The organism is Rhizobium sp. 01N447_2 (assembly GCF_056399245.1).
Window position 1 is genome coordinate 66,688 of sequence record NZ_JBFTQY010000016.1, and the last position, 19,154, is coordinate 85,841.

The following is a 19,154-nucleotide window of genomic DNA, read 5'->3' on the forward strand; positions in this document are numbered from 1 at the left end:
TGACCTGATAGACAGGCCCAAAAGGCAGGCAAACAACAAATGACACCCAAAGACAAGCCAAAACGCCCGGGCGCAAAGCCCCTTTCACGGGATATCAGGTCGAAAGCCGACCCGAAGGTGGGCGGCGAGAAGCCGGCAAAGCCTGCGGCCGCACGCGCGATCGCCGCCGAGACCGATGGCGAGGCCAATGCCGAACGCATTTCCAAGGTGATGGCGCGCGCCGGCGTCGCCTCCCGCCGCGACATCGAACGGATGATCATGGAAGGCCGTGTGACGCTGAACGGCAGGGTTCTCGAAACCCCCGTCGTCAACGTCACGCTCGCCGACCGCATCGAAGTCGACGGCGTGCCGATCCGCGGCATCGAACGCACCAGGCTGTGGCTTTATCATAAGCCCACCGGGCTGGTGACCACCAATGCCGATCCGGAAGGCCGGCCGACTGTCTTCGACAACCTGCCGGAAGAACTGCCGCGCGTCATGTCGATCGGACGCCTCGACATCAACACCGAAGGCCTGCTGCTCTTAACCAATGACGGCGGTCTCGCCCGTGCGCTCGAGCTGCCGGCGACCGGCTGGCTGAGACGTTACCGGGTCCGCGCCCATGGCGAGATCGATCAGGACGCACTCGACAAGCTGAAGGACGGCATCGCCGTCGACGGTGTGCTTTACGGCTCGATCGAGGCGACGCTCGACCGCACGCAAGGCTCGAACGTCTGGATCACCATGGGTCTTCGCGAAGGCAAGAACCGCGAAATCAAGAACGTGCTCGGTGCGCTCGGCCTCGACGTCAATCGCCTGATCCGTATTTCCTATGGCCCGTTCCAGCTGGGCGACTTGCCGGAAGGCCATGTCATCGAAGTGCGCGGCCGCACACTCCGCGACCAGCTCGGCCCGCGCCTCATCGAGGAAGCCAAGGCGAATTTCGACGCGCCGATCTACAATGCGGCGGCCGTCGCTGCCGAGGAAGAGGCAGAGCCCGCAGCGCCGGAAAAGCGCGAACGGCCGCGCCGCGACGAGGACAAGCGCGAACGGGCGCTGAGCCGCCTCGACACCAAGCGCGACGACCGCCACGGCGGGGGGCGCAAAGATGATGATCGCCGCGACGGCGGCCGCAGGGACGACGACAAGCCGAAGCGTCCCCAGCCGCTCGGTCAGCGCCGCAGCGCCAATGTCTGGATGGCGCCCGGCGCCCGGCCTCTTGGCGAAAAGGCAGCGGCGAAAGCTGCCAAGAATGCGCAGACCGCGCGCAAGCGCGGCGAGCAGTCGCCGGCAAAAGGCACTGGTTTCGATCGCATCGAAGATCGCCCGCGTACGCAGGTAAACCGCGTGCGCGAAGAGGATGGCGAATGGATACGCTCCAGCGAGCAGCCTCGTCGCAAGGATGAGGGCGAGGGCTCCGGCCGCAAGCGCGCCTTTGGTGATCGCCCCGCTCGTGAAGACCGCGGTTTTGGCGACCGCCCGGCGCGCGGCGATCGGCCGTTCGGTGACCGTCCTTCGCGCGGTGATCGTCCCTTTGGCGACAAGCCGCGGGGTGATCGCAAGCCGCGTGCGGACGGTGATGAGCGTCCTCGTGCCGCCAGAGCCTCCACCGGTGAAGGCCGTTCGGAGCGTCCGCGCGGCGACCGGCCCTTCGGTGATCGTCCTTCGCGTGGAGACCGGCCCTTCGGCGATAAGCCGCGTGGCGATCGCAGGCCGCGCGAGGACGGTGATGAGCGTCCGCGGGCAGCCAGAGGCTCTGCCGGCGAGGGCCGCTCCGAGCGTCCCCGCGGTGAAAGATCGTTCGGCGACAAGCCCTCGGGTGACAAACCTTCTGGTGATAGGCCGCGCGGCAAGGGCTTTGCGCCCAAGCCCGGTGGGCCCAAGCCTGGTGGGGCCAAGAGTTTTTCCGGCAATCCGAAAGGTGACCGGCCGAAAGGCGACCGGTCGGGCGGCGACAGGCCTGCGGGCGGGCCGTCCAAAGGTGGTGGTAGAGGAAAAGGAATGACGCGCGGTGCGGATCGTCGGCGGTGAGTTTCGCGGACGGCCTCTCGCCGTGCCAAAATCCAACGAGATCCGGCCGACTGCCGACCGGACGCGCGAGAGCCTGTTCAATATATTGAGCCATGCCTATCCGGAGTGTGTCGATGGCACCCGGATTCTCGACCTTTTTGCCGGAACCGGCGCCGTCGGCCTCGAAGCGGTTTCACGCGGCTGTCGCCATGCGCTCTTCGTCGAAAACAGCGTCGAGGGCAGGGCGCTGCTTTGGGAGAACATCGATGCGCTCGGCCTGCACGGCCGCACGCGCATCCTGCGCCGCGATGCAACCGATCTCGGCAGCGTCGGCAATCTCGAAGCCTTCGACGTGCTCTTTGCCGACCCGCCCTATGGCAAGGGTCTCGGCGAAAAGGCGATGGCGGCGGCGGCCGAGGGCGGCTGGCTGCAGCCAGGCGCGATTGCGGTGCTCGAAGAACGCGCCGATGTTGTCGTTTCCGTGCATCCTTCCTATGTTTTCCTCGAAAGCCGCATCTTTGGCGATACGAGGGTGCATTTCTTCCGATATCAGCCGCAATAAGCGGGGGCGGGCGTGCAGCAGGCAGAGATCATCAGCCCGAAATTGCCCGCGATCAGCGATTTGCCAACGGTCGCGGTCGCTTTTGGCGGTGGCGGCGCGCGCGGGCTTTCCCATATCCATGTCATCGAGACGCTCGACGAACTCGGCATCCGGCCGGTGGCGGTATCAGGCTCGTCGATCGGCGCGATCATGGGGGCAGGCATGGCCGCCGGCATGTCCGGCGCCGAGATCCGCGAACATGCGCTGGCGACCGTCGGCAACAAGACGGCGGTCGTCGCCCGCATCTGGGGCCTGAGGCCGGCGACGGTGCGCGATGCGGTGGCCAAGGGTATCCGCATCGGCCAGTTTAATCTGGAGCGGATCCTCAAGGCCTTCCTGCCGTCCGAGCTGCCCGCGCGCTTCGAGGACCTACTGGTTCCGATGAAGGTCATCACCACCGATTATTACGGGCAATGCGAAGTCATCATCGAGCAGGGCGAACTGTTCCCGGCGCTCGCCGCCTCTTCCGCCATCCCCGCCGTCTTCATGCCGGTGCGCCTGCGCGACCGCGTGATGATCGACGGCGGCATCAGCAATCCGGTGCCCTATGAATGCCTGATGGATCTTGCCGACATCGTTGTCGGCATCGATGTCGTCGGCGCGCCGGAAGGTGACGGCACCCATATTCCGAACCGCATGGAGAGCATCTTCGGTTCCGGCCAGCTGATGATGCAGACGGCGATCTCGCTGAAGCTCAAGCTTCGACCGCCGCATATCTTCTTGCGCCCGACGGTCGGCCGCACCGGCGTCATGGATTTCCTCAAGGCCCGCGACGTCCTCGCCATGTCCGTCGGCGTCAAGGACGACCTGAAATTTGCTCTCGATCGGGAAATCGAAGCGCGGCTAAAGCGCTAAACTGCATTGCACGGGAACCGTCGCATACTTCCGGGCGACATGCATGAACGGTTCACTGAGCATCGCTTCGGCTATGAGCTCGGCATCATCATTATCGATTTCGAAGAGACCAAAGCGCAATCGATAGCCCCAGCCTCCCCGATCGCTTGTGAAAGACAGCCGGCCGAGCAGCGGCCGGATCGGCGTTTCCACGGCCCGCCACCAGGCGACATCGCGCCTCCAGGGGCGGAAACCGGGGTGAACTTCCACCTGATATGCCGCCGTTTCCTCGACCACGCCAATTGCCGTGAACGCCTGCAGGCGATCCTTGCCGCCAAATGTTTCGGTCGGCGAATAATAGATCACGCGGTCACCAGGCGCGCTCCGCCTAAGCGGAGCGGCCTTTCCGTGACAGACCTGCATGAAGCCAGCTTCGCGCCCGATGCGGACATGGTTTGCCGATGCCACTGCGATCCAGTTGCGGGACATGTTTCAACCTTCCGCCACGTTATAGACGCGCAGGCGATGCCCGTCGGGATCCGCTGCGACGAAGGTGCGGCCGAAATCGAGGTTGGTCGGCGGCAAGAGGATGGTCGCGCCCTTGCCCTGCCATTCGGCGTGAAGCGTATCGACCATGTCTGCTGTCGCCACCTTGAAACCGAGGTCGCAGCCGCCGCCCGTCGCAGCCGGCGCCGGCTCGACTCCCGTCTTGCTCCAGAGTCCAAGTGCCAGACCCGAAGGCAGGATGAACATGGCGAAGGTCGGGCTGGCCTCAACGGGCTCCTGCTCGAGCAGTTGGCTATAGAAGCTAGCGCTCTTTGGCGCGTCGGTTACGAAGAGTAGAATGCTATTGCTTTCGATCACGGCAAGCTCCTGTTGTCAGTCAGGAGCACCTCTACCGAGACATGCTGACAGATTCTGGCAGTAGCGTTTGTCCCGGCGGTGCCTTTTAAATCGTCTCCAAGTCGTGGTTCGTGTCGGATCTGGCCCTTTCGATCCGCTCAAGCTTCACACCTCCTGGAATCGATCTACGCGTCCGCCGCTGCATCCGCGGTGCCGGCCAGCGGATCGTCCTCGAAGGGATCGGCAGCGCGCCTCGGCTTGACCAGCGGTTCGGGGCGGACGGGGTGGGAAAACAGCATGTCGCGCCCGGCCTGTAGCCCTTCGGACACCTGCAGCACCAAGCGTGCCTCGTCGCGCTTGCGGATATCCTCGCCGATTTCGTAGGCGGCGACCTCGGAAACGCCGAGCGCCTCCAGTGTTCGCCGTCCGAAGAGCAGGCCCGATTCCAGCGTTTCACGCAGCTCGTAGTCGACACCCTTGTTGCGCAGTTCGATGGAGTGGATGCGGTCGTAGGAGCGCACGTAGAGCCGCGTGTGCGGATAATCTGCTTGCACCAGCTCTACCACCTTGTCGGTGACTTCTTTCTTCTGCGTGCAGACGAGCACGATCTTCGCCCGGTCGATGCCGGCCGAGCGCAACACGTCCTTGCGGGCGCCATCGCCGAAATAGATGCGGAAGCCGAAGGAGGAGGCCTGGCGGATGCGGTCGGCCGAAAAATCGATGACGGTGACGTTGCGCCCGCCGGCAAGCAGGATCTGGGCGGCGATCTGGCCGAAACGGGAGAAGCCGACCATCAGCACGTCGGCGCCCGCACCCTCGAAATCCTCGTCCAGTTCCTCCTGTTCGTCGCCGCGCAGCAGCCGCTTCGAAAGGGCCGCCCCGATCGGCGTCAGTGCCATGGACAGCGTGACGATTGCGATCAGCAGCGAGGCCGTGCTCGTCGACATCAGCCCGACCGCACCTGCCGCGGTGAACAGCACGAAGCCGAATTCGCCGCCCTGCGGCAACAGGAAGGCGATGCGGATCGCATCGTTGTGCGGGGAGCCCGAGATCCGGCAGAGCCCATAAATGACGATCGCCTTGACGGCCATGATGATCGGTACGGCGACGATGACGAAGAGCGCGTTGTCAGCGAGGACGTCGAGTTCCAGCGACAGGCCGACGGCGATGAAGAAGATGGCGAGCAGCACGCCGCGGAACGGCTCGATATCCGCCTCCAGCTCATGCCGGTAGGAGGATTCGGCAAGCATCACGCCGGACAGGAAGGCGCCCATCGCCATCGAAAGCCCGGCAAGCTGCATCAGGCTCGCCGATCCCATGACGACGAAGAGGGCGGCGGCGATCATCGCTTCCCGCGCGCCGGTCCGGGCGATGATCTGGAAAAGCGGCGTCAGCAGGTAGCGCCCCATGACGATCATCGCCGCAACCGCGCCGACAGCGACGGCGAAATCGAAGAGCGGCGCGTTGTTGCCCTTGTCGCCGCCGTCGAGGATGGTGATCAGCGCCAGCAGCGGCACGATCGCCAGGTCCTGGAACAGCAGCATCGAAAAGGAGCGCTGCCCGTATCTCGTATTGACGTCGCCGTCGCCCTCGAGGATCTGCATGGCAAAGGCCGTCGAAGACAGCGCCAGGCCGAAGCCGGCAACGATGCTGCCGCGCCAGTCGAGAACCTGGGAAAACCAGGCAAGTGCGGTCAGCGCCAGCCCCGTCACCACCACCTGCGCCGTGCCGAGGCCGAAGATGTCGCGCCGCATCTGCCAGAGGCGGGTGGGTTTCAACTCCAGCCCGATGATAAAGAGCAGGAAGACGACGCCGAGTTCGGCGACATTGAGGATCTGTTCGCCATCGGTGATGCCGTGGAAGACCGGGCCGATGACGATGCCGGCGGCGAGGTAGCCGAGCACAGTGCCGAGCCCGAGTTTCTTGAAGATCGGCGCGGCGACCACCGCGCCGCCGAGCAGCAGGATCGTTTCGGAAAAAAGGGCATTGGGCGCTGACATGCTGGCAATTTCTTTCAATGGCGGGGAGCAAGCAAGCAGCCCCGACAAAGAATCGGTGGCGGCGGCCTTGATGCTTTGGAGAGTGCACAATAAATGGAAGCCGAAGGAAAGGCCAAATCATGTCCTCTGAAATTGATTCCTCGACACTTCTTTCCCGCGCAAGTCAATTGATCGATCTGGCAAGGAAGGCAGGGGCCGATGCCGCCGACGCTGTCGTCGTCCGGTCGCGCTCGCAATCGGTCAGCGTCCGCCTCAGCAAGGTCGAGGGCACGGAATCCTCCGAAAGCGACGATTTTTCCCTGCGCGTCTTCATCGGCAAGCGTGTCGCCAGCGTTTCGGCCAATCCGGGCTTCGATCTCCAGGCGCTGGCCGAACGCGCCGTCGCCATGGCCAAGGTTTCCCCGGAAGACCCCTTCGCCTGCCTTGCCGATGAGGCGAGCCTTTCAAAATCCTATCCCGACCTGCAATTGCTCGATACCACCGAGGTCTCCTCCGAGATGTTGCGCGAGGCGAGCCTTGCCGCAGAAGCAGCCGCCCTTGCGGTCAAGGGCGTCACCAATTCCTCCGGTGCCGGTGCGTCGGCCGGCATGGGCGGCCTCGTTCTTGTCACCTCGCACGGTTTCGAGGGCAGTTACATGGCCTCGCGTTTCGGCCATTCCGTCAGCGTCATCGCTGGCGAAGGCACCGGCATGGAGCGCGATTATGATTTCGACAGCCGCCTCTATTATGCTGAGCTCGACGACCCCGCTGAAATCGGCCGTCGCGCCGGCGAACGGGTGATCAAGCGTATCAATCCGCGCCAGGTGCCGACCGGCAAGGACGTCACGGTGATCTTCGACCCGCGCGTCGCCCGCGGCTTCGTCGGCCATATCGCCGGTGCGATCAATGGCGCTGCCGTCGCCCGCAAGTCCAGCTTCCTGCGCGATAAGATGGGGCAGCAGGTGCTGAAATCCGGCCTGTCGATCACCGACGATCCGCTGATCGTGCGGGGGCCCTCCTCGCGGCCCTTCGACGGCGAGGGCGTGTCCGGCGAGCGGCTGGTGATGATCGAGGACGGCGTCTTGAAGCACTGGTTCCTCTCGACCTCGACCGCGCGCGAGTTGGGTCTGAAGACCAACGGCCGCGGCGTGCGCGGCGGCACTTCCGTCTCGCCCTCCTCCACCAACCTCGCCCTGGAACCCGGCGACATCGCGCCGGAGGATTTGATCCGCGGCGTCGGCAACGGTTTTTATGTCACCGAATTGATCGGCCACGGCGTCAACATGATCACCGGCGAATACAGCCGCGGTGCCACCGGCTTCTGGATCGAGAACGGCGAACTCACCTTCCCGGTCTCCGAAGTGACGATCGCCTCGAACCTCAAGGAGATGTTCATGCGCCTGACGCCGGCAAACGACATTGATCGCAAGTTCGGCGTTGCGGCCCCCACCTTCGCCATCGAAGGCATGACGCTCGCGGGGCGCTAGAGCATGTCTCGCAAAAGTGTGCGCGGTTTTGCGATAAAGACATGCGGAAAAGCAAAGACCTAAAGCGTGGCAAGCGAATCTGAAAGATCGCGACGCGCTTTAGAGCATGATGCCGAAAAGTGTGAGCGGTTTTCGGACGACATCATGCTCCTGCTATTGAATTGAGAAACGGATTGACGGGATGAGCGACGTGGAAAAGGCCCGCTGGCAGAGCGATCTTGCGCTGATCGCCGATGCTGCGAAAGAGGCGGGCGCCGTCGCTTTCAGCTTCTTCAACCAGTCTCCTGAAGTCTGGTGGAAGAATGAGGATCGTTCTCCCGTCAGCGCCGCCGATTTCGCCGCAAACAAGACGCTCGAGACCATTCTGCGCAAAGCCCGGCCGGATTATGGCTGGCTGTCGGAAGAAACCGACGACGATGCCGACCGTCTCTCACGCGAGACGCTGTTCATCATCGATCCGATCGACGGCACGCGCGCCTTCCTCGGCGGCCAGAAGGTTTGGTGCGTCAGCGTCGCGGTGGTTCATCGCGGCCGGCCGGTCGCCGGTGTGCTCTATGCCCCGGCGCTCGAGGAGTTTTATGAGGCGGTTGAAGGTGGCGTGGCGCTGAAGAACGGCGTACCGTTCACCGTCTCGGCCGCCGGACCGGAAGAGATGAGCCGCCTTGCAATCGGCGAAGATCTGCTGAAGGCTTTTCCGCCGGAGTTTCGCGACCGGGTCACGCGCGAGAAGTACATTCCCTCGCTCGCCTATCGCATCGCCATGGTGGCGGACGGTCGTCTCGAAGGCACCTTCGTCAAGGGCAATTCACATGATTGGGATCTGGCTGCCGCCGATCTGATCCTCGTTTGCGCCGGCGGCGGCCTCGTCGACCTCGAAGGCAGGCCGATCGTCTACAACCGCCCCGAAGTGACCCACAAGGTCCTCTGCGCGGCCCCAACGCCCCGCCTTGGCGAATTCCTCGCGGCCTTTGCGGGGCGACGAGACAGTTGACGTTTCCGTCAAAATCCCGCAGATGGGGTGGCGGAGGAGAATAGGCAGAAAGAGAACAAAAAATGACTGAATCCGGTGACAAGAAGCAGCTTTTGCATCTCGTTTTTGGCGGCGAACTGGAAAGCCTCGATGACGTCCAGTTCCGTGATCTGCAGGGTCTCGATATCGTCGGCATTTTCCCGGATTATGCCGCGGCGCTGACGGCCTGGAAGGCGAAGGCGCAGCAGACGGTCGACAATGCGCATATGCGCTACTTCATCGTCCACATGCATCGTTTGCTCGATCCGCAGGAAAAGCCCAAGGGCTGAGCTTAGCAAGTGCCGCCGGCCGGCCGCTCGTCGAGCGGGGCTTTGGTGCATTGGGCGCGCCCGTCGATCCGGATTGTTTGACGCATTCTGAACAAATTAATCGGCCATTGCGGCCGCAACGATAATTAGGGAATGGGTTTGATGTCGATCGGTTTTGATCGGAGGCTGGCGCGATGAGTTCTCGGATGGCGCGGTTCGGTCTGAGCGCATACCGTCTGGCGGGAACCGTGGCCTCTCCAGTCGTCGGCCTCTATCTCCACTACCGCACGGCCAAGGGCAAGGAAGATCGGGCGCGCCGCCTGGAGCGCTTCGGCTATCCGAGCGCCAACCGGCCGCAGGGCCCGCTCCTCTGGTTCCACGCCGCAAGCGTCGGTGAAACCAACGCCGTCATCCCGCTGATCCGCGAAATCCGCCGCCGCGATATCCATGTCGTCCTGACGACCGGCACCATCACGTCTGCCAAGCTCGCCGCCGAGCGCCTCGGCCAGGAAGCGATCCATCAATATGTGCCGCTCGACCTGAAGCCCTCCGTCAGCCGCTTCCTCGATTATTGGCAGCCCGATTGCGCCATCATCGCCGAATCCGAGATCTGGCCGGCAACGGTGCTGGAGCTCGGCCGCCGCCGCATTCCGCAGATCCTGATCAATGCCCGCATGTCGGACCGCTCCTTTGCCCGCTGGCGCCGCCGCCCGGCGATCGCCGAAGCCTTGTTCGAGAATCTCGCCCTGGTCATCGCCCAGTCGGATGTCGATGCCGAACGTTTCCGCGATCTCGGTGCTGTCCCGGTCATCACCTCGGGCAATCTGAAGGTCGATACCGACGCACCACCTTATGACAGCGCTGTCTTCGCCCGCTATAAGAAGCAGATCGGCGAGAGAAAGACCTGGGCGGCGATCTCGACCTTCGACGGCGAGGAGAATGCCGCCGCCATCGTTCATCGGGCGCTCAGGGAGCGCGACCATCAATTGACCATCATCGTGCCGCGCCATCCCGAGCGCAGCGACGAGATCGAGGCAGCGCTCGTCAAGCAGGGGCTGAAGGTCGCCCGTCGCACCCGCGACGATGTCTTGTCGGCCGATGTCGATATCTTCCTCGGCGATACGATCGGCGAAATGGGTCTTTATCTCCGCCTGACGGAAATCGCCTTCGTCGGACGTTCGCTCTTTGCCGAAGGCGGCCAGAACCCGCTGGAGCCGGCCATGCTCGGCTGCGCCATTCTCTCCGGGGGCCATGTGCAGAATTTCCGCGAGGCCTATCAGAAGCTTGCCCGCAGCGGCAGCGCCCGCATGGTGCGCGATACCGAAATGCTGGCCAAGGGCGTGCATTACCTGCTGACCAATGACGAAGCCCGCCGCAATATGATCGAAGCCGGCATCACCGCCGTGCACGAGATGCGCGGCGCGCTGACTGCGACAGTCAAGGGGCTGGAACCCTATATCAATCCGCTGACGGTGAAGGCGCGGCTGCTGCCCAAGACCGCGGCCCAGGTCTGAGGAGCTAAGATGTCGGCTGCGACTGGTATCAAAGGCATCCTCTTCGATAAGGACGGCACACTGCTCGACTATGATGAGAGCTGGCTGCCGGTCAACCGCGAGCTTGCCCGCATCGCCGCCCAAGGGGACGAGCTTCTCGCCAACCGGCTTCTTTCCGCCTGCGGCATGAATCCGGTGACCGGCCATATCGTTCCCGACAGCCTGCTTGCCGCCGGCAATACCCGCCAGATTGCCGAGGGTCTCGTTGCCGCGGGTTCGATGGTCGATGTTGGCGAGCTGACGGTCCGCCTCGACGATCTCTTTTCCAGCGCCGCCGAATTTTCCGTGCCGGTGACCGACCTCGCCGGCTTTTTCGCCCGGCTGCATCGGCGCGGCTTCAAGCTCGGTGTCGCCTCCAGCGACAATGAACGGTCGATCCGCCAGACGGCGGAACGCTTCGGTTTCGCCTGCTATGTCGATTATATCGCCGGCTACGACAGCGGTTTCGGCGTCAAGCCGGAGCCCGGCATGGTGCTCGGCTTCTGCGCCGCGACCGGTCTTTCGCCAGCCGAGGTCGCCATGGTTGGCGACAACAATCACGATCTGCACATGGGGCTGAATGCCGGCACGGGCCTGCGGATCGCGGTGCTGACCGGCACCGGTTCGCGAGAGACGCTTGCCGCCGCGGCGGATCATGTGCTCGATGACATCACCGCCATCGAGACGCTGCTGCCGGATCTGCAGCCGGCCTGACGGGTAAGGGCTTGCATTTTTTCAGGTTTTGGCTTCTCAATCCCGCCGTCGAGAAGCAGGGGACTGGCCGTAACAGAGGCGGGCAGGGGAGCGGGACGGCAAGATGATATCCGAAGCGCCGCCGTTCTGGTGGAGGAAAGCCGATTGGCGGGCCTGGCTGCTGCTGCCGCTTTCTTTTCTGTATGGCCGTATCGCCGGCCACCGCATGGCCCATGCGCGCCGCGCCTCCGTTCCCATTCCGGTCATCTGCGTCGGCAATTTCACCGTCGGCGGCGCCGGCAAGACGCCGACGGCGCTGACGATCGCCCGTGCCGCCAAGGCGAAGGGGCTGACGCCCGGCTTTCTCAGCAGAGGATACGGCGGCTCGCTTGATGTGACGACCGTCGTCGATCCCGATCATCACCGGGCGGGCGCCGTCGGCGACGAGCCGTTGCTGCTTGCCCAGGAGGCCTTGACGGTGATTTCCCGCCGGCGCGTCGAGGGTGCTGCGCGCCTGGTGGCGGAGGGCGCCGATCTCATCATCATGGATGACGGTTTCCAGAGCGCCCGGCTGGCGATCGACTATGCCCTGCTCGTCATCGACGCGACGCGCGGTCTCGGCAACGGCCATATCGTGCCCGGCGGCCCGGTCCGCGCGCCGATCCGCCAGCAGCTGCGCTCTGCGACGGCGCTGCTGAAGGTCGGCGGCGGCAATGCCGCCGACAGGATCGTCCGCATGGCGGCGCGCGCGGCAAAGCCCTATTTCACCGCATCGCTGAAAGTGCGCGGCGACAATACGCTGGCCGGCACGAAAGTGCTCGCCTTCGCCGGCATCGCCGATCCCGCCAAATTCTTCCGCACGGTCGAATCCCGCGGCGCCGAGATCGTTGTCGCCAAGTCCTTCGGCGATCACGAGCACCTGACCGAGGAGGAGATCGACGACATCCTGACGAGCGCCGAGCGGCAGGGCCTTCTGATCGTTACCACGTCCAAGGATTTCGTCCGCCTCTCCGGCCATCACGGCAAGGCGGCGCAGCTCGCCGAAAAGAGCCGGGTGATCGAGGTCGACATGGTATTCGAGGATCACCTCGCCGCAAGCCTGATCATCGACCGGGCGATCGCCGCTTGCCGCGAGCGGCGCCTGCGGGAGATGAAAGCCGGGGTTAAAGCGATTCCAGGAAAGGCTGAACCGCTCTGACAGGCTGCTGCAAAACGCATCGTCCTGCGCACATCTCTGCCATGCAACGTTATCACGCGATCGAGTGAAGCAAAGTTTCGCGGGCGGAAGTCAGATGCAACCGGCATGCGCGATCGATCAACGCGATATTGCGGCTTTCGAGGGCTTCGATCAGCGCGAGATGTTCCCCAATGGCCACCTCATTCCGCGCGCGTTCATCACGCTTGTTCCACTGATAGTGATAGTGGAAGACCATGGCTATCACGTCTTGGAAGCTTTCGATAAAGCGGTTTGGCGCGACTGCCGTAATCAGCCGGTGGAAGCGGCTGTCCAGCTCGGAGAAATCCTGAAACCGAGCGTCGATATCCGCGAGCAGTTCCAAATGTGCCGCCCGCATAGATTGGATCTGCTTCCAGACCGGCGACCCGTCGGGCAGCGTAGCGAACAGCCGTGCGGAGCGCATTTCGAACATCTCTCTGATCTCGAACAGTTCGAGAGCGAAACTGGCGGTGAACCCTTTAAAAACCCAGCCTGCATTCTGACGTTTCTCGATCAGCCCATATTTCTGAAATCGATTGAGAAACTCACGCACGATCGTTGTCGCGACGCCGAATTTCCGAGCTAATTCCGCCTCATTGATTTCTGTACCCGGACAGGCATCGCCGCGCAGCATCCATTCCATGAAACTCGTCTCGACCTGTTCCGAAATGGCTAAGGTCTCTTCCTTCGGATAGCGCTCTATCTGCTGCGGCTGTTCACCTATGATCCGCCTGTGCGCTTCAGATATGATGATCCCACGTGCGGACATCCCGGCCAGCACCTTCCGCACCGTTGTTCTGCTCACGCCAAGCTGGGCGCGCAGTGCATTTTCGGACGGCAATTCCTCCCCAAGATCGAGCGTCCGAATGATATCGATCATATCATTGAATGCCCGCTTGAAGGTCGTATCCGTTCTCATGGCACAACTCCTGGCATGATTACTTATCCATAAAAAACAAGTTGACGCACGTGTATCATATGTTTCTTATGTATAAAAAACGGGGGAGGCTAGGGGAATTTGGAAGACTCCGGGATTATGCCTCAGAATTCGTCCCGGCCTGGTGGTTCGCAAGATGCAACCTTCCATCCGAGACAATCCGGCATCACATTCGGACTGAAGCTATTGAGCCTTGGCCCGCTATTGATCCTGATCATGCTCATCGCCGTCGTCAGTTTGATCACGCCGGCTTTTCTAAAGCCCGTTAACCTGGGGAACATCCTGGCGCAGACAGCAGTGATTGCTGTTGTGGCAATGGGGCAGCAACTCGTTATCCTGACGCGCGGCATCGACCTGTCTGTAGGCTCGAATCTGGCGCTAGCAACAGTCATCGGCGGACTTGTCTACCAGCACGTCGACTCCTCGATCGTCGTCATTATCGCCATGCTGCTTGCCGGCGCTGCTATCGGTGCGGTCAACGGCCTGGTCTTTGTCTATGGCCGGCTGCCACACCCCTTTATCATTACACTTGCGACCTTGAGTATCTGCCGTGGCCTGGCACTTGCATTGGCGCCCGGCCACACCACCATGCGCGGGATGCCCGATGCGGTGACTGCAATCGGCGGCGGTACGACGCTTGGTGTGCCCAATTCCTTCTTTGCCGTTGCGATGTTCGGGCTTCTTTTTCTGATCCTGACGAAGTCGATGGTCTTTGGCCGATGGATCTATGCGGTCGGCGGCGCGCCGAGTGCCGCCAGAAGCATGGGTATACCGGTAAAGGGCGTTCTGCTCGCAACCTACATTATTTGCGGCTTTTGTGCAGGTGTCGGCGCGGTGCTGCTCGCAGGACGGACCGCTGCCGCCTCGCCAATCTACGGCAATCTTTTGGAGCTCGACACGATTGCTGCGGTGATTATCGGTGGCGCCAGCTTCCTTGGCGGACGAGGCCATCTCGGCCACGCCCTGATCGGCGCCGTGCTGATCGGCGTCATCCGCAACGCCCTTAACCTTCTAGGGGTCGACGTGTTCTTTCAAATGATCGCGATTGGGCTCGTCATTGTCATCGCCGTAGAGGCCGACGTGCTTCGTAACCATCTCGAGGCGCGCGCGCGTGTGCTTCAATCGGCGAGAGTGCAATGAACCCTGCATCTACCACACCGGCCCTTTCGGTTCGAAACGCCCAGAAGCGCTTTGGCGCCATCCATGCCCTGAAAAATGTAAGCTTTGATGCCTATGCAGGTGAGGTAACCGCGCTCTTGGGTGACAACGGCGCCGGCAAGTCGACGCTCGTCAAATGCATCAGTGGGCTTCATAGTCTCGACGAAGGAGAGATCCTCGTGGATGGTGCGCCCGTATCGCTCCATTCAACGGCGGCGGCCCGCCGCGCCGGTATTGAAACCGTCTATCAGGATCTGGCGCTTTTCGACAACCTGACCCCGGTACAGAATTTCTATTGCGGACGAGAAATCTCTTTCCCCTCTTGGCTGCCGCGCCCGCTCCGCTTCCTCAACACCGGCGCGATGAAGCGGGAGGCAGCAAGTGTCATCGATCGCCTGAAGGTTAAACTGCCGAGATTCGACGCGCCGGTCGCGCTGATGTCTGGGGGGCAGCGACAGGCTATCGCGGTCGCGCGCGCCATTGTTTTTGCGCGCAAGCTGGTGGTCCTTGACGAGCCAACGGCCGCCCTCGGTCTTCGCGAGTCTCGCCAGGTTCTTGACCTTATCCATCAGCTCAAAGCCGACGGCAATGCCGTGATCATCATCACGCACAATATGGAGCATGTCGTCGAAATCGCCGATCGGGCGGTTGTGCTGCGGCAAGGTCGCAAGGTGGGTGAACTGAAGCCGACTGAAGCGAACAAGCAGGACGTTGTCGCGATGATTGTCGGCGCCGAGGCTTAAGGGAGATCGCTGCTTCGTTGGGGCAGCGGACAACGAGATCGCTCTAGAGGAGGGCGGTCGAAACATGGGAGATCTATCATGAAACCGCAATCCCTGCTGGGAGCTCTTGCGCTCCTGGCCGTCGCTGCAGTGCCGGCCTTGGCGCAGGAGCCGGTCAAGCTCGGCTTTATAACCAAATTCCCTGTACCGTTCTTCGCAACAATGGAGAACGCCGCCAAAGATTATGCGAAGAGAAATCCCGGCGTCGAGATCATCTACGGGCAGGGTACGTCAGCAACCGACATCGAGGGCCAGATTGCACAGATCGAATCCATGGTGACACGAGGCGTGCAGGGCATTGCCCTCACGCCCGTTGATCCTACCGTGTCCACTGCGCTGGACAAGGCGGTGGCGGCCGGTATCAAGGTCGTGCTGATGGATAACAACATTCCGGATTGGAAAGGCAGGACGGCGCTTGCCACGACCAATAATTTCGCTGCGGGCAAACTCGCCGGCGAATATCTCAAAACTGTTCTTCATGCCGGCGATACGCTCGGGATTCTCGAGGGCGTGCCCGGTGTGCCGGCGCTTGATGACCGCGTGAACGGTATGCTTGAAGGGCTGAACGGCCTTGATGTCAAGATCGTCGGGAAAGGCGCAACAAACTGCACCGAGGAGCTGGGGATCAGTGTCGCCGAGGATCTGCTGACGAAGAACCCGGATCTCAAGGCCATTTATGCCGCTTGCGGCCCGCCCGCGGCTGGCGCGGCGCGCGCGATCAAGAACGCTGGCACTGCCAATGACAAGATTGTGCTGGTCGGTTTCGACTTCTGCTGCGGCGAAGAGGAAGCGCTGAAGAGTGGAGTCGAGGATGCGTCGGTGGCGCAGTTCCCCACCAAGATGGCCGAACTCGGTGTGGATGCGCTGGTAAAATCGATTCGCGGAGAGAAGGTTGAGTCTTTGATCGATTCCGGCGCTGCGCTCGTGACGCCTGAGAATATGGCAAAATTCAAGTGAACCGTTGCCTTATGTCGATCGCGTAGGCGGGGAGTCAACCTCCCCGCTTTCGGGAATGATATCGTCGAGCCCTGCGGCCCGGAGCCACGTTGGTCAGTCGATACGGACGTTGTCGTGGATGAGCCTATGATACTTCAAGTCGCCGGGTGACCGGAGCGGATATTCTCCCTGCAGCAGCTCCGGGCTGCAGACCGGAGAACCATCTCAGCCAGAACCTCCGACGGGGATCGCAACATCTAGAGCCTTTCCGGGTTAGATTGAAGCATTCTGTTGGCTCAAACGGAGTCGGATGGTCGACCGGCTGGCGCGCGTCGTAGCCCAGCTCTACGGCCAAGCCGGCCGGTCGATCAGCCGGCCCGTTTCAGCCAACCCGAAGGGCCGGGCATCTTTCCGCCAGGATCAAAGGCGATCGGCTCGGACGTACCTTGGGGTATGCCTGTCGCCAATCGCCTCTGCCCTGACGAAAACCTGCTCCGGCAGAATGCTTCAATCTAACCCGGAAAGGCTCTAGCGCCGCTGGTTCGGCAGCACGCCGGCGCGTTTGTCGGCTTCGATTGCCGAGATCACGTCAGCATAAGGTTCCTGCCGGGCGACGCTCCAGTAGCGTAACTCGTCGAGCGGGATCTGTTTTCCCGTCATCGCGCAGACGACATAGGAGCCGGGCGAGAGAATCTGGAAATCGCCATCGAGATACCGGATCTTCGCTTCGCGGTTTCCGTGCCCTTCGAACAAATTCATGCGCTCCGTTCCCTGCCGTCTGTCATTAGAGCATGTCGCGCAAAAGTGTGCCGCGGTTTTGCGATCACGACATGCGGAACACCAAAGCCCTAAAGCGTGGCACGCGAATCTGAAAGATCGCGACACGCTTTAGTCTGCCATACTCCCGCAAGAGCTGCTTTTCCAGCTTTTTTAGCTTCTGCCGAAAAGCCGTTCGATATCGCTGAGCTTCAATTCGATATAGGTCGGCCGGCCGTGATTACACTGGCCGGAGCCGGGCGTCACTTCCATCTCCCGCAGCAGCGCGTTCATTTCCTCCGGCCGCAATCGCCGCCCGGAGCGCACCGACCCGTGGCAGGCCATGGTCGCCGCCACATATTCGAGCTTGGCCGATAGGCCTGACGCCGTGTCCCATTCGGCAATCTCGTCGGCGAGCTGGCGGATCAGGCCATGCGCATCGACCTCGCCGAGCATCGCCGGCGTCTCGCGCACGGCGATCGCACCGGGGCCGAAACGCTCGATCGCCAGGCCGAGTTCGGAAAGCTCGGGGGCATGCTGCATCAGCCGGTCGCAATCCTCTTCCGGAATATCGATGATCTCGGGGATGAGCAGCACCTGCGAGGCCAGCCGCTTCGAATGCAGCGCCTTGCGCATCGCTTCGAAGACCAGCCGCTCATGCGCGGCATGTTGATCGACGATGACGAGCCCGTCCTCGGTCTGGGCGACGATGTAGTTTGCGTGGATCTGCGCCCGTGCCGCGCCGAGCGGATACCGTGCATTTGGTTCGGGCGCTGCCGGCTGCGGCGAAAACTGCGGCTCGGCTCGCGCCGTCGGCATTGAAAGTCCGTCGAAGGACGCCTGGGGCCGCTCGCCGAAACCCGTTGTCGGCTGATAGGGCCGGGAGGGCGACATTTCGGCCGACCACGCCGTTTGCGGCCGCTGGCTATTCGGCTGGAAGCCTGGGCGGAAGGAACGCAGCATGTCGCTCGCCCCGGTCGTCGCCGCCCGGCTGCCGTCACGCGCCAAGGCCTCGCGGATGGCGCCGACGATCAGGCCGCGCACCAGGCCCGGGTCGCGGAACCGCACGTCGGATTTTGCCGGATGCACGTTGACGTCGACGAGAGCGGGATCGAGCGTGATCGACAGCACCGCCACCGGATGGCGTCCGGAAGGGATCGTCTCGGCATAGGCCCCGCGGATCGCCGAGAGGATCAGCTTGTCCTGCACCGGCCGGCCGTTGACGAAGGCGTATTGATGGGCGGAGTTGCCGCGATTGAAGGTTGGCACGCCGGCAAAGCCGGTAAGCGAGATCTCTTCGCGTACGGCGTCGAGCGCAATGGCGTTGTCGCGGAATTCCTTGCCGAGCACCTGCGCCATGCGCGCCAGATGATCATCGCCGGTCGCCGGGAATTCCAGCGTCGTGCGGTCCGAGCCCGACAGCACGAAGCGCACGGCCGGAAAGGCGATCGCCATGCGCTTGACGATCTCGGTGATGGCGCCAGCCTCGGCTTTCTCCGTCTTCAGGAATTTGAGGCGGGCCGGTGTGGCAAAAAACAGGTCGCGCACTTCGACGATCGTCCCGGGATTGGCGGCAGCCGGCCGCATATGCGCGATCTTGCCGCCGGCAACGGCGATCTCGTGGCCGCCGGCGCTGTCGCGCCTGCGGCTTGCAATGCTGAGCCTTGCGACCGAGCCGATCGAGGGCAGCGCCTCGCCGCGGAAGCCGAGCGTGCGGATATCCTCGAGCGTCTCGGAGATCTTCGAGGTGCAGTGACGCCTGACCGCCAGTTCCAGATCGGCCGCGTCCATGCCCGAGCCATTGTCGCTGACGCGCAGCAGCGTCTTGCCGCCGCCAGCCGTGGCGATCTCGATGCGCGTCGCACCCGCGTCGAGCGCGTTTTCGATCAGTTCCTTGGCAGCGCTCGCCGGCCGTTCGATGACTTCGCCGGCGGCGATCTGATTGATGAGCGTTTCGGAGAGCTGTCTGATGGCCATGGGCTATTTTCGGGGATTCGCGGGCCGGAGGGAAGGGGTTTCGATGCGCTTTCCCAAAGCGTGATCACGGCCGTGGGGGGTGGCTAGTGTTAAGCCGGTTTTAACATAAAAATGGCATTTCTAATCACATACTTCCGGAAGCTGTGAAATCGAACA

18 protein-coding genes are annotated in these 19,154 nt (G+C 62.6%); 12 read left to right on the plus strand and 6 right to left on the minus strand.

The window, feature by feature from the left end:
- Window positions 1–39: 39 nt before the first annotated feature.
- The 3 genes from AC1ECN_RS13275 to AC1ECN_RS13285 are packed head-to-tail and all read left to right on the plus strand — an operon-like array spanning window position 40 to window position 3,445.
- On the plus strand, window positions 40–2,010 hold the full coding sequence (locus tag AC1ECN_RS13275; RefSeq protein ID WP_477953168.1) for a pseudouridine synthase: 1,971 nt from the start codon (window positions 40–42) through the stop codon (window positions 2,008–2,010).
- Window positions 1,991–2,551, plus strand: coding sequence for a 16S rRNA (guanine(966)-N(2))-methyltransferase RsmD (gene rsmD / locus AC1ECN_RS13280; protein ID WP_024321317.1), 561 nt, complete (start codon window positions 1,991–1,993; stop codon window positions 2,549–2,551). Before AC1ECN_RS13275 ends, rsmD begins: the two co-directional genes overlap by 20 nt.
- Window positions 2,552–2,563: 12 nt before the next feature.
- Window positions 2,564–3,445 carry a patatin-like phospholipase family protein gene (locus AC1ECN_RS13285; protein ID WP_018483267.1) on the plus strand — a complete coding sequence of 294 codons (882 nt, stop codon included), beginning with the start codon at window positions 2,564–2,566 and terminating at the stop codon, window positions 3,443–3,445.
- Here the strand turns inward: AC1ECN_RS13285 and AC1ECN_RS13290 are convergent.
- From AC1ECN_RS13290 to AC1ECN_RS13300, 3 genes are all read right to left on the minus strand, one after another.
- Window positions 3,434–3,913: an EVE domain-containing protein gene (locus AC1ECN_RS13290; RefSeq protein WP_018496426.1), complete on the minus strand. Its 480-nt coding sequence runs from the start codon at window positions 3,911–3,913 to the stop codon at window positions 3,434–3,436. The two genes, AC1ECN_RS13285 and AC1ECN_RS13290, sit on opposite strands and share 12 nt — an antisense overlap.
- 3 nt (window positions 3,914–3,916) lie before the next feature.
- The gene (locus AC1ECN_RS13295; protein ID WP_130672018.1) at window positions 3,917–4,288 is read right to left on the minus strand and encodes a VOC family protein; all 372 of its coding nucleotides are present in this window, start codon (window positions 4,286–4,288) and stop codon (window positions 3,917–3,919) included.
- Window positions 4,289–4,452: 164 nt separating this feature from the next.
- On the minus strand, window positions 4,453–6,267 hold the full coding sequence (locus AC1ECN_RS13300; RefSeq protein ID WP_130672019.1) for a monovalent cation:proton antiporter-2 (CPA2) family protein: 1,815 nt from the start codon (window positions 6,265–6,267) through the stop codon (window positions 4,453–4,455).
- Between the two features lie 119 nt (window positions 6,268–6,386).
- On the opposite strand from AC1ECN_RS13300, the gene AC1ECN_RS13305 reads away from it, so the two are divergent.
- From AC1ECN_RS13305 to lpxK, 6 genes are all read left to right on the plus strand, one after another.
- A complete protein-coding gene (locus tag AC1ECN_RS13305) occupies window positions 6,387–7,733 on the plus strand; it encodes a TldD/PmbA family protein (protein ID WP_130672020.1) in 1,347 nt (448 codons plus the stop codon).
- Between the two features lie 181 nt (window positions 7,734–7,914).
- Window positions 7,915–8,724 carry a 3'(2'),5'-bisphosphate nucleotidase CysQ gene (locus AC1ECN_RS13310; protein WP_130672021.1) on the plus strand — a complete coding sequence of 270 codons (810 nt, stop codon included), beginning with the start codon at window positions 7,915–7,917 and terminating at the stop codon, window positions 8,722–8,724.
- Between the two features lie 62 nt (window positions 8,725–8,786).
- Entirely contained in the window at window positions 8,787–9,032 is a 246-nt protein-coding gene (locus AC1ECN_RS13315; protein ID WP_018483260.1) for a DUF4170 domain-containing protein, read from the plus strand.
- 173 nt (window positions 9,033–9,205) lie between these two features.
- A complete protein-coding gene (waaA, locus tag AC1ECN_RS13320; RefSeq protein WP_130660986.1) occupies window positions 9,206–10,525 on the plus strand; it encodes a lipid IV(A) 3-deoxy-D-manno-octulosonic acid transferase in 1,320 nt (439 codons plus the stop codon).
- 9 nt (window positions 10,526–10,534) lie between these two features.
- On the plus strand, window positions 10,535–11,257 hold the full coding sequence (locus tag AC1ECN_RS13325; RefSeq protein ID WP_018070143.1) for an HAD family hydrolase: 723 nt from the start codon (window positions 10,535–10,537) through the stop codon (window positions 11,255–11,257).
- A gap of 103 nt (window positions 11,258–11,360) precedes the next feature.
- On the plus strand, window positions 11,361–12,434 hold the full coding sequence (gene lpxK, locus AC1ECN_RS13330) for a tetraacyldisaccharide 4'-kinase (RefSeq protein WP_477953171.1): 1,074 nt from the start codon (window positions 11,361–11,363) through the stop codon (window positions 12,432–12,434).
- 52 nt (window positions 12,435–12,486) lie between these two features.
- Here the strand turns inward: lpxK and AC1ECN_RS13335 are convergent, their stop codons facing one another.
- Window positions 12,487–13,371, minus strand: a complete 885-nt coding sequence (locus AC1ECN_RS13335) for a GntR family transcriptional regulator (RefSeq protein ID WP_018070141.1) — start codon at window positions 13,369–13,371, stop codon at window positions 12,487–12,489.
- Between the two features lie 99 nt (window positions 13,372–13,470).
- Here AC1ECN_RS13335 and AC1ECN_RS13340 point away from each other — a divergent pair, with 99 nt between their 5' ends.
- The 3 genes from AC1ECN_RS13340 (at window position 13,471) to AC1ECN_RS13350 (ending at window position 16,286) form a co-directional block, all read left to right on the plus strand.
- Window positions 13,471–14,529, plus strand: a complete 1,059-nt coding sequence (locus AC1ECN_RS13340) for an ABC transporter permease (RefSeq protein WP_197727377.1) — start codon at window positions 13,471–13,473, stop codon at window positions 14,527–14,529.
- The gene (locus AC1ECN_RS13345; protein WP_017963002.1) at window positions 14,526–15,290 is read left to right on the plus strand and encodes an ATP-binding cassette domain-containing protein; all 765 of its coding nucleotides are present in this window, start codon (window positions 14,526–14,528) and stop codon (window positions 15,288–15,290) included. Before AC1ECN_RS13340 ends, AC1ECN_RS13345 begins: the two co-directional genes overlap by 4 nt.
- 78 nt (window positions 15,291–15,368) lie before the next feature.
- Entirely contained in the window at window positions 15,369–16,286 is a 918-nt protein-coding gene (locus tag AC1ECN_RS13350; RefSeq protein ID WP_130672023.1) for a sugar ABC transporter substrate-binding protein, read from the plus strand.
- Between the two features lie 507 nt (window positions 16,287–16,793).
- Here the strand turns inward: AC1ECN_RS13350 and AC1ECN_RS13355 are convergent.
- Both AC1ECN_RS13355 and mutL read right to left on the minus strand, forming a co-directional pair.
- The gene (locus tag AC1ECN_RS13355) at window positions 16,794–17,024 is read right to left on the minus strand and encodes a DUF2093 domain-containing protein (RefSeq protein ID WP_003588271.1); all 231 of its coding nucleotides are present in this window, start codon (window positions 17,022–17,024) and stop codon (window positions 16,794–16,796) included.
- Window positions 17,025–17,195: 171 nt separating this feature from the next.
- Entirely contained in the window at window positions 17,196–18,998 is a 1,803-nt protein-coding gene (gene mutL, locus AC1ECN_RS13360) for a DNA mismatch repair endonuclease MutL (RefSeq protein ID WP_130660990.1), read from the minus strand.
- Between the last annotated feature and the right edge of the window lie 156 nt (window positions 18,999–19,154).

Coding starts and splice junctions, on each gene's coding strand:
- AC1ECN_RS13275 (WP_477953168.1), top strand. CDS start 40: ATGACACCCAAAGACAAGCCAAAACGCCCGGGCGCAAAGCCCCTTTCA.
- AC1ECN_RS13290 (WP_018496426.1), bottom strand. CDS start 3,913: ATGTCCCGCAACTGGATCGCAGTGGCATCGGCAAACCATGTCCGCATC.
- AC1ECN_RS13300 (WP_130672019.1), bottom strand. CDS start 6,267: ATGTCAGCGCCCAATGCCCTTTTTTCCGAAACGATCCTGCTGCTCGGC.
- AC1ECN_RS13305 (WP_130672020.1), top strand. CDS start 6,387: ATGTCCTCTGAAATTGATTCCTCGACACTTCTTTCCCGCGCAAGTCAA.
- AC1ECN_RS13310 (WP_130672021.1), top strand. CDS start 7,915: ATGAGCGACGTGGAAAAGGCCCGCTGGCAGAGCGATCTTGCGCTGATC.
- AC1ECN_RS13315 (WP_018483260.1), top strand. CDS start 8,787: ATGACTGAATCCGGTGACAAGAAGCAGCTTTTGCATCTCGTTTTTGGC.
- waaA (WP_130660986.1), top strand. CDS start 9,206: ATGAGTTCTCGGATGGCGCGGTTCGGTCTGAGCGCATACCGTCTGGCG.
- AC1ECN_RS13325 (WP_018070143.1), top strand. CDS start 10,535: ATGTCGGCTGCGACTGGTATCAAAGGCATCCTCTTCGATAAGGACGGC.
- lpxK (WP_477953171.1), top strand. CDS start 11,361: ATGATATCCGAAGCGCCGCCGTTCTGGTGGAGGAAAGCCGATTGGCGG.
- AC1ECN_RS13335 (WP_018070141.1), bottom strand. CDS start 13,371: ATGAGAACGGATACGACCTTCAAGCGGGCATTCAATGATATGATCGAT.
- AC1ECN_RS13345 (WP_017963002.1), top strand. CDS start 14,526: ATGAACCCTGCATCTACCACACCGGCCCTTTCGGTTCGAAACGCCCAG.
- AC1ECN_RS13350 (WP_130672023.1), top strand. CDS start 15,369: ATGAAACCGCAATCCCTGCTGGGAGCTCTTGCGCTCCTGGCCGTCGCT.
- AC1ECN_RS13355 (WP_003588271.1), bottom strand. CDS start 17,024: ATGAATTTGTTCGAAGGGCACGGAAACCGCGAAGCGAAGATCCGGTAT.
- mutL (WP_130660990.1), bottom strand. CDS start 18,998: ATGGCCATCAGACAGCTCTCCGAAACGCTCATCAATCAGATCGCCGCC.